The following is a 9215-nucleotide window of genomic DNA, read 5'->3' on the forward strand; positions in this document are numbered from 1 at the left end:
GAACTCCCGTAACGAAACGTCATGTTGGGCGTCTCGGGGGTCCGGCGTACGTCATGATCGTCCCGAGATGGTGGACACCTCCCGGGGCGATGCCCCCGCACCCCCCGCCGAAGAGCCGCGTGGCTGCCTCTTCGCGCTTTCCCAGCCCCCTCTGATGATCTTCCTCACGGTGGTCGGCGGCCTGCTGCTGATGGCCGCGTTGCATGATCTCTTCGTGCTGTGAGCCGTCAGCCGGCCGCCTCCCGGCGGCGCGCGCGGTACGCGGCGACGTGCAAGCGGTTACCGCACGTGCGGCTGGAGCAGTAGCGGCGCGAGCGGTTGCGGGACAGGTCGACGAAGGCGTGCCGGCAGTCCGGTGCCTCGCAGCGGCGCAGCCGCTCCGTCTCGCCCGCGACGATGATGAACGCCAGCGCCATGCCGCAGTCGGCCGCCAGGTGGTCGGCCAGCGACGCGTCCGGCGCGAAGTAGTGCACATGCCAGTCGTAGCCGTCGTGGTTGCTGAGCTGCGGTGTGGTGCCCGCCGCCGCGACCAGGCCGTTCACCAGGCCCGCCGCCGTCTCGGCGTCGGCCGCCGCGAACACCTCGGCGAAGCGCGCCCGCACCGCGTGGACCGCCGCCAGGTCCTTCTCGTCGAGCCGGCCCACCCCGCTCACCCGGTGGCGCTCGGCGAACGCGTACAGCGCCGCGGTGTCGGCGAGCCCGTCGGGCGGTCCGCCCGTGCCGGGCCGTTCGCTCTCCGGCGCCGTGTTCACCAGATCGACCACCGTGTCGAGGGCGATCCGGGTGTCGTGGGGGATCAGCACGCTTCCGCTCCCTGGCCTCCGGCGGGCCAGATCCCCGCCGATGCGGGCAGACTCTACTGGCTCGCCCGTGCGCCACAGGGGCGCGAGGGGCCCGGGAGGCCCCGGGGCGGCCGGCAACGCCCCACGCGGCGTCGAGGGATGCGGAGGGCCGTCGGAGGGCCCTGGCGGCCTCCGACGGTGGACGGGAACGCGGACCGGCGCCGTCACCATGGTGGATTCCGTGGTGACGGCGCCGGTGTCAGCCGTATGAGGTTGTCCGCGCGGCGCCGTCTCCCCGAGTCGGACGGCGCCGTGCGGCTCTCGGCCTGGCTCAGCTGTCGGCCAGGATGTGTGAGAGCTCCGTATCGAGATCGAAGTGACGATGCTCGGTCCCGGGTGGAACCGCGGCGTCGGTCCTCTTCAGGAACGACTCCAGGGCTCGTGCCGGGGCTTCCAGCAGGGCTTCGCCCTCCGGGGAGCTCAGCGCGATGCAGACGACGCCCTGACCGTGACTACGGGATGGCCAGACACGGACGTCTCCGGTGCCGGTGGGCCTGTGCAGCCCCTCGGCGAGGAGGTCGCGGGCGAAAACCCACTCGACCGTCTCCTCCGCTCCGGTGTGGAAGGTGGCGTGCACGGCATACGGATCGGCCGTGTCATACCGCAGGCCCGCGGGTACAGGCAGTGAGGACTCGCTCGACACAACGAGGCGCAGGTGCAGCTCGCAGCTGACCGTGGTGTTCATAAGCGCCAGGGCCTTTCGCTCAGTGTGCGCTCGGGGATTCGCACGTCGGCGAAATCGACATGCCACCTACGGTGGCGTTGTAAACCCCTCTGCCCGTTTTGTGATTCTTCGGGTAGCTCGTACAGCGGTGTGTAACTTTGGGTCATGCGGCCATTCCGGTGACGGGAGGCGTTCGGGTAGGTTGACCTTCATGAACGCGGAGAGTGACGAGCGGGGCGGGGGCGCCGTCGCGGCGCACCGGCGCCCCCGGCGGGGGAGAGGCCTGTGAACGAGACGGGGGATGTCACGGAGGGTGTGACCAAGGAGGACGCGCCCGCCGGTGAGCGGGCGCTCGGCTCCCGGGCGCCGGGCTTCATTCGGGCCTCCAGGGCGCTGCACCTGAGCTGGCAGGTCGGCGTTTTCGTGGTCGGTCTGGCCGTGGTGGTGGCGGGCATCATCATGCTTCCGCTGCCGGGCCCCGGCTGGCTGGTGATCTTCGGCGGCATGGCGATCTGGGCGACCGAGTTCGTCTGGGCGCAGCTGGTGCTGCGCTGGACCCGGCGCAAGGTCACCGAGGCCGCCCAGCGGGCCCTCGATCCCAAGGTCCGGCGGCGCAACATCGTGCTCACGGTGATCGGGCTGGTGATCATCGCGGTGCTGGTGGGGATCTATGTCTGGAAGTTCGGCATCGTCATGCCGTGGAAGATCCGCGAGTGACCCCGGAGTGGTCGGGGGGCGCCCCTGACATGGGGTAATGTTTGCGGTGCGCCCGGGCGATTAGCTCAGTGGGAGAGCGCTTCGTTCACACCGAAGAGGTCACTGGTTCGAACCCAGTATCGCCCACCCCGGACCGACGGCCCGGAAGCTTCCAGAAGCTTCCGGGCCGTCGGCGTTTCCGGCTGTCCCGTTCAAGCGCTTCGATCGATTTTCGTCCCAGCCATTGACGTCGCCGGTGCCGCTCCTTACTTTGACCCGGCAAGCGCTTTCTAAAACGATTCAATCAAGCGTAGGGGCGAACTATGTCTCGGAACCAGGGCATGGACCGACGGCAGATGCTGAAGCTCGCGGGCTTCTCGGCCGCGGGGCTCGGGCTCACCGCCGCCGGCTGCGGCTCGGGCGGCGGGTCCGGCGGGCCGGTCACCATCCGGCACGCCTGGTGGGGCGCCGACGACCGGGCCAAGAAGGTCCAGGAGTGCGTCAGGCTCTTCGAGAAGAAGCACCCCAAGATCAAGGTGAAGACCGACTTCCAGCAGTACCCGGACTTCTGGAAGAAGTTCAACACCCAGGCGGCCGGCGGCAACCCGCCGGACGTCATCCAGAACGCGGTGACCTTCCTGCGCAAGTACGAGGCGAAGAACGTCCTGCTCGACCTCAACCCCCAGGCGAAGAAGGGCAACCTCCAGCTGGAGGGGTTCCGTGCCGGACTGGAGAAGTTCGCCGAGATCGACGGCAAGCTCCTCGGTGTCCCCGTCGGCAGCAACTCGATGGCCCTCGTCATCGACGAGAAGGTCTTCGAGAAGGCCGGCGTCGACCACCGCCTCGGCTGGACCTGGGACGACTGGTACACGGGCCTGCAGAAGATCAAGTCCGGCCAGGGCGTCGCCGGCGACTCCGGCCCGCACGGCGTCATGTACCTCTACGACCTGGTTCTCCGCCAGAACGGGAAGGCCTTCTTCACCGCGGACGGCATGGGCTTCGGCGAGGAGGAACTGCTGCCGTACTGGACCGAGGCGCTGGCCCGGGTGAAGTCCGGCATCTACGCCGACCCCAAGAAGGTCGAACAGATCAAGCCCGCCTCCGCCCTCGCCAAGGGCCTCTCCGCCGGCGAGTTCACCTGGGACAACTTCTCCGTCCGCTACAGCGCCGAGGGCAAGAGCAGCTACAGCCTCGCCCCCATACCCAGCACCGACGGCAAGAAGACCGGGCAGTACCTCGGCTCGCTGATGCTCAGCGGAACCGCCCGCACCAAGCACCCCGCCGAGGTCGCCACCTTCATCAGCTTCATGACCCACGACCCCGCCGTCGCCCGCATCATGGGCTACGACCGCGGCGTCCCCGCCACCACCGCCCAGTTCGAGGCCTTCCAGCCCACCGACGCCCCCAGCAAGGCCATCGGCGCGTACGAGACCGAGATCGCCAAGGCCGGGGTGCTGGAGCCCATCACCCCGCACCCGGCCGGTGCCGACGTCGTCGAGGCGGCCTTCCTGCGCATCGCCGGCGACATGTCCCTGGGCAAGGCCTCGCCGGAGGACTCCGTCAAGCAGTTCTTCTCCGAGGCGAAGACCGCCCTCGCCTCGAACTGAGAGGACACGCGGTGACTCACATCCAGACGACCGCGAGCGGCCCGGTCCACGCCACGGACCCCGCCGCCGCGGAGCGGAGCGGCCCGGGACGCAAGACCCGCCCCGCTCCGCAACCGCGGGGCCACCGCGAGAATCTGACCGGCTATCTCTTCATGTCGCCCTGGATCGCGGGCTTCCTGTTCCTGATCGCCGGACCCATGGTGTTCTCGCTGTACCTCGCGTTCACCGACTACAACCTGTTCGACGCCCCCAAATGGGTCGGCCTGCAGAACTTCACCGACATGTTCGCCGACCCGCGCTGGCGCCAGTCGGTCAAGGTCACCTCCTGGTACGTCGTGATCGGCACCCCGATCAAGCTGGCGGCCGCCCTCGCCGTGGCCATGCTGCTGGCCCAGAAGCGCTGGGGCCAGTCCTTCTACCGGGCGGCCTTCTACGCTCCCTCGCTGATCGGCGCGAGCGTCTCCGCCGCCATCGTCTGGCGTGCCCTGTTCTCCGACGACGCCGTCGTGGACCGCGGACAGCAGCTGTTCGGTATCGACACCGGCGGCTGGATCGGCGATCCGCACATGATCATCTACGCGCTGGTGGCCCTCACCGTCTGGCAGTTCGGCGCCCCCATGGTCATCTTCCTGGCCGGCCTCAAGCAGGTCCCCAGGGAGCTCTACGAGGCGGCCGAGGTCGACGGCGCCGGCCCCTGGCGGAGGTTCTGGTCCATCACCCTGCCGATGATCTCGCCGGTGCTGTTCTTCAACGTCCTGCTGGAGACCATCCACTCCTTCCAGATCTTCGGCTCCGCCTACATCGTCAGCAACGGCTCCTGCGGCCCCGCCGACGCGACGCTCGTCTACACCTGTTACCTCTACGACCAGGGCTTCGCGAACAGCCGCATGGGCTTCGCCTCCGCCATGGCATGGCTGCTGCTCGTCGCCGTCGGCCTGGTCACCGCCGTGCTGTTCTGGTCCCAGAAGCGCTGGGTGCACTACGAGGAGGGGGGCCGATGACCCCGATGGACACCACCGCCACCACCGCGTCCGTACGCCGCCGCCTTCCCGGCGCGCTGGCCTGGCACATCGGCGCCCTCGCCCTCCTCGTGATCGTGCTGTACCCGGTGGCGTGGACGATCGGCGCCTCGTTCAAGCCGAGCGGCGACATCGTCGGCGCGCTGAACCTCTTCCCGACCGACCCCATCACCGACAACTACCGGCGGCTCGCCGACGGCATCGCGGACATCCCGATCTGGAGGTTCTTCCTCAACTCGGCCTACGTCTCGGTCGGCTCGGTGATCGGCGTCGTCCTGTCCTGCTCGCTGACCGCCTACGCCTTCACGAAGGTCCGCTTCGCCGGGCGCAACATCATGTTCGCCATCATGATCGGGACGCTGCTGCTCCCGTACCACGTACTGATCATTCCGCAGTACGTCATGTTCCAGAAGCTGGAACTGATCAACACCTTCACCCCGCTGCTCATCGGCAAGTACCTCGCCACCGACGCCTTCTTCGTCTTCCTCATGGTCCAGTTCATGCGCGGACTGCCCAAGGAACTCGACGAGGCCGCCCGGCTCGACGGCTGCGGACACCTGAGGATCTACTGGTCGATCGTGATGCCGCTGTGCCGGCCCGCGCTCATCACCAGCGCCATCTTCACCTTCATCCAGGCCTGGAACGACTTCATGGGCCCGCTGCTCTACCTCAACGAGCCGGACAAGTACACCGTCTCGATGGGCCTGCGGATGTTCATCGACCAGGACGCCGTCGCCGACTACGGCGGCATGATCGCGATGTCACTGGTGGCCCTGCTGCCCGTACTCGCCTTCTTCCTGGCCTTCCAGCGCTACCTCATCGACGGCATGGCCACCTCCGGCCTGAAGGGCTGAACACCCCGTGGCGACCACCACCCGCACCGCGCCCAGGACCTCCTTCGTACGGGAACGCTTCGGCGTCTTCGCCGAATGCCTGCTCACCGGCGTCTGGATCACCGTCGCCGCCCTGCCGCTGGTCACGCTCCCCGCGGCCTTCGCCGCGGGGAGCCGGCACCTGAGCCGCCATCTGGCCGGCGAGGCGAGCGGGGTGCGGGCGTTCGCCGCCGATGTCCGGGAGGCCTTCCGCACCGGCTGGCGGATCTCGCTGCTCTGGTGGGCGGCGCTCGCGCTGCTCGCCTTCGACGCCCAGGTCGCCCGCTCCGGCCTGCTGCCGGGCGGCCGGCCCCTGCTGCTCGTCAGTCTGATCGGTCTGCCCGCCGTCGCCGTCTGGGGACTGCGCACGGCCGCCGCCTGGCGCCCCGGCACCCCTTGGGCGCACACCGCCCGGACCGCGGGCCGCCGCACCCTCACCGACCCGGCCGGCTCCCTGCTCCTCGTCGGCGGCTTCGTCGCCCTGGCCCTCGCCGCCCGGCAGATCCCGCCGCTGGCCGCCCCCGCGCTCGGCTGCCTCGCCGCGGCGGCCGTCGCCGCCGACCGCCGCTGAGCCACGCGCCGCCCGGCCCCACAGACCCCACACCCGCACCACCACGCGTCAGCGTGCGCTCCGTCATGCCCATTTCGCCCACGCATTGGAGTCGTGATGTCCCCGATCCCCCGCCGCACCGTGCTCAAGGCCGCCGCCGTCGCCTCGGCGGCCACCACCCTCACCTGGGCCCTGGACGGCACCGCCCAGCAGGCCGCGGCCGCCACCGGCGCCGCCGGACAGGGGCCCGTGGAGATCGGCTGGCTGGAGGAGGGCGGGCTCGGCGCAGCGCCCGGCTCGACCTTCGGCGTCCCCTGGGCCAGGGGACGCGTCCCGGCCGGCCAGAAGTTCGCCCTCACCACCGCCGACGGCAAGGACGTGCCCGTCCAGACCTGGGCCACCGCCACCTGGCCCGACGGCTCGCTGAAGTGGACCGCCCACGCCGTCGGCCCCGAGGCCGCCGGAGGCAAGAAGTTCACCCTCACCACCGGCGAACCCGCCACCGCCGCCCACCGCATCACCGTCAAGAACACCGGCGGCACCATCACCGTCTCCACCGGCGTCATCACCGCGAGGATCGGCAAGTCCGGCACCTCCCTCATCACCTCCGTCCGGCGCGGCTCCACCGAGATCGCCAAGGACGGCCGCCTCGTCCTGATCCGCCAGGGCGAACTCACCGACGGCGACCAGGGACAGGAGAAGTACGAACGCTTCGAGAGCGCCGTCGCCCAGGCCGAGGTCGAACAGAGCGGCCCCGTCCGCGCCGTCGTCCGCATCGACGGCAAGCACCGCCACGGCAACCGCTCCTGGCTCCCCTTCTCCGTCCGGCTCTACTTCTACGCGGGCGCCGACTCGTTCCGCATGATGCACACCATCACCTTCGACGGCACCCAGGAACCCGGAAAGACCAAGGGCGACTTCATCCGGGGCCTCGGCGTCCGCTTCACCGTCCCGATGCGCGACGAGACCTACGACCGCCACATCCGCATCGGCGGCGAGGACACCGGCATGCTCCGCGAGGCCGTCAAGGGCATCACCGGACTGCGCCGCGACCCCGGCGCCGCCGTCCAGGCCGCCCAGTTCGAGGGGACAAAGCTCCCCGACCCCGCCACCTGGGACCAGCGCGTCACCACCCGCCTCCCGCTCATCCCCACCTGGGGCGACTACACCCTCAGCCAGCTCTCCGCCGACGGCTTCTCGCTGCGCAAGCGCACCAAGAAGGGCCACGGCTGGATCGCCGCGGGCGGCGGCCGGCGCGCCTCCGGCTTCGGCTACGTCGGCGGCGCGAGCGGCGGACTCTCCTTCGGACTGCGCGACTTCTGGGAGAAGTTCCCCGCCCAGCTCGACATCCGCGGCGCCGACACGACGGCCGCCGAGGTCACCCTCTGGCTCTGGTCGCCCGAGGCCGAACCGATGGACCTGCGCTTCTACCACGACGGCCTCGGCCAGGACACGTACGCCGAACAGCTCGAAGGCCTCAACATCACCTACGAGGACTACGAACCCGGCTTCGGCACCCCGTACGGCATCGCCCGCACCAGCGAACTCGTCTTCTGGGCCAACGAATCCACCCCCAGCGCCGAGGCGCTCGCCCAGCAGTCCCGTACCGTGCGCACCCTCCCGCAGCTCGTCGCACCGCCCGCCCACCTCGTCGGCGCGGGCGTCTTCGGCGGGCTCTTCGCCCCGGTCGACCGCTCCACCCCCGCCAAGGCGAAGATCGAGGACCACCTGGACTTCCTCTTCACGTACTACCGGGACCAGGTCGAGATGCGCCGCTGGTACGGCTTCTGGGACTACGGCGACATCATGCACTCCTACGACCCGGCACGGCACCAGTGGCGCTACGACGTCGGCGGCTACGCCTGGGACAACTCCGAACTCTCGCCCGACCTCTGGCTCTGGTACGCCTATCTGCGCTCAGGCCGCGCCGACATCTTCCGCTTCGCCGAGGCCATGACCCGCCACACCGGCGAGGTCGACGTCTACCACCTGGGCGAATGGGCCGGCCTGGGCACCCGCCACGGCGTCCAGCACTACGCCGACAGCGCCAAGCAGCAGCGCATCGCCAACACCACCTACCGGCGCTTCTACTACTTCCTCACCGCCGACGAACGCGTCGGCGACCTGATGCGCGCCAACGTTGACTCCGACGAGACCTTCCTCGGCCTCGACCCCCTCCGCAAGATCCGCACCGAGCCCTACACCCCGGACCGGCACGCCCTGTCCATCGGCTTCGGCACCGACTGGAGCGGCCTCGTCTCCGCCTGGCTCACCGAATGGGAACGCGGCGGCCCGCAGGCCGAGAAGGCCCGCGCCCGGGTGCTCGGCACCATGGAGACCATCGCCGCCCAGCCCAATGGCTTCGTCCAGGGCAGCGGCCTCTACGACCTGGACACCGGGAAGTTCGCCGTCGCCACCGAACCCGTCGTCAGCGTCTCGCACCTCTCCGGCGTCTTCGGCCTCAACGAACTGTGCGCCGAACTCATCGACCTCGTCGACATGCCGGAGTTCAAGGAGGCCTACCTGGACTACTGCCGCTACTTCAACGCCTCCAAGACCGAGCAGGCCGCCCGCTACGGCTCCAACTTCGGCACCCTGCTCCTCTTCCAGGGCCACTCCCGCATGGACGCCTACGCCGCCGTCCAGACCGGCGACGAGAAGCTCGCCGCCCGCGCCTGGGAGAAGTTCTACAAGAGCGACGGCTACCAGGAATCCGCCCCCTGGAAGACCGAGAAGGTCGGCGGCCCGGTCACCACCGTCGCCGGCAGCGAGGCCAACTGGGTCTACACCAACGACACCGCGCTCTACGGACTCGCCGCCATCGAGAACCTCGCCCTCCTCGGCGACCGCATGCCCTCCTGAACGGACACGGGGGTGCCCGCGGCCCGGGCCGCCCCGGGCCCCCCCCCACCGGGGCCCCGGCGGCCCGGCTACCCCCCACCGCCGGCCCCCCCCCCCCCCCCGC

Annotated in this window: 9 protein-coding genes and 1 tRNA gene; 8 read left to right on the forward strand and 2 right to left on the reverse strand. The window is 70.0% G+C overall.

Annotation, left to right across the window (positions count from 1 at the left end; translation table 11 throughout):
• The first annotated feature begins 67 nt into the window (after positions 1-67).
• Positions 68-223 carry a hypothetical protein gene (locus tag ACFVDM_RS27825; RefSeq protein WP_176711576.1) on the forward strand — a complete coding sequence of 52 codons (156 nt, stop codon included), beginning with the start codon at positions 68-70 and terminating at the stop codon, positions 221-223.
• A 4-nt stretch (positions 224-227) separates the two neighbouring features.
• Here the strand turns inward: ACFVDM_RS27825 and ACFVDM_RS27830 are convergent, their stop codons facing one another.
• Both ACFVDM_RS27830 and ACFVDM_RS27835 read right to left on the reverse strand, forming a co-directional pair.
• Positions 228-803 (reverse strand): CGNR zinc finger domain-containing protein, encoded by a 576-nt coding sequence (locus ACFVDM_RS27830; protein WP_383645903.1) that lies wholly within the window; start codon positions 801-803, stop codon positions 228-230.
• Between the two features lie 310 nt (positions 804-1113).
• Positions 1114-1527: an SsgA family sporulation/cell division regulator gene (locus ACFVDM_RS27835; protein WP_015032345.1), complete on the reverse strand. Its 414-nt coding sequence runs from the start codon at positions 1525-1527 to the stop codon at positions 1114-1116.
• A 264-nt stretch (positions 1528-1791) separates the two neighbouring features.
• On the opposite strand from ACFVDM_RS27835, the gene ACFVDM_RS27840 reads away from it, so the two are divergent.
• The 7 genes from ACFVDM_RS27840 to ACFVDM_RS27870 all read left to right on the forward strand — a co-directional run bounded on the left by ACFVDM_RS27840 (position 1792) and on the right by ACFVDM_RS27870 (position 9112).
• Positions 1792-2223: a TIGR02611 family protein gene (locus tag ACFVDM_RS27840; protein WP_383645906.1), complete on the forward strand. Its 432-nt coding sequence runs from the start codon at positions 1792-1794 to the stop codon at positions 2221-2223.
• A gap of 54 nt (positions 2224-2277) precedes the next feature.
• A tRNA-Val gene (locus ACFVDM_RS27845) sits at positions 2278-2349 on the forward strand.
• Positions 2350-2525: 176 nt separating this feature from the next.
• On the forward strand, positions 2526-3809 hold the full coding sequence (locus ACFVDM_RS27850) for an ABC transporter substrate-binding protein (protein WP_383645909.1): 1284 nt from the start codon (positions 2526-2528) through the stop codon (positions 3807-3809).
• Between the two features lie 11 nt (positions 3810-3820).
• Positions 3821-4810 (forward strand): carbohydrate ABC transporter permease, encoded by a 990-nt coding sequence (locus ACFVDM_RS27855; RefSeq protein WP_383645912.1) that lies wholly within the window; start codon positions 3821-3823, stop codon positions 4808-4810.
• Positions 4807-5682: a carbohydrate ABC transporter permease gene (locus ACFVDM_RS27860; RefSeq protein WP_383645914.1), complete on the forward strand. Its 876-nt coding sequence runs from the start codon at positions 4807-4809 to the stop codon at positions 5680-5682. Before ACFVDM_RS27855 ends, ACFVDM_RS27860 begins: the two co-directional genes overlap by 4 nt.
• Before the next feature lie 7 nt (positions 5683-5689).
• Entirely contained in the window at positions 5690-6271 is a 582-nt protein-coding gene (locus ACFVDM_RS27865) for a hypothetical protein (RefSeq protein ID WP_383645917.1), read from the forward strand.
• 96 nt (positions 6272-6367) lie between these two features.
• Entirely contained in the window at positions 6368-9112 is a 2745-nt protein-coding gene (locus tag ACFVDM_RS27870) for a Tat pathway signal sequence domain protein (protein WP_383645920.1), read from the forward strand.
• Positions 9113-9215 lie beyond the last annotated feature (103 nt).

It is taken from the genome of Streptomyces sp. NPDC057682 (assembly GCF_042799575.1).
Taxonomy (GTDB): Bacteria; Actinomycetota; Actinomycetes; order Streptomycetales; family Streptomycetaceae; genus Streptomyces.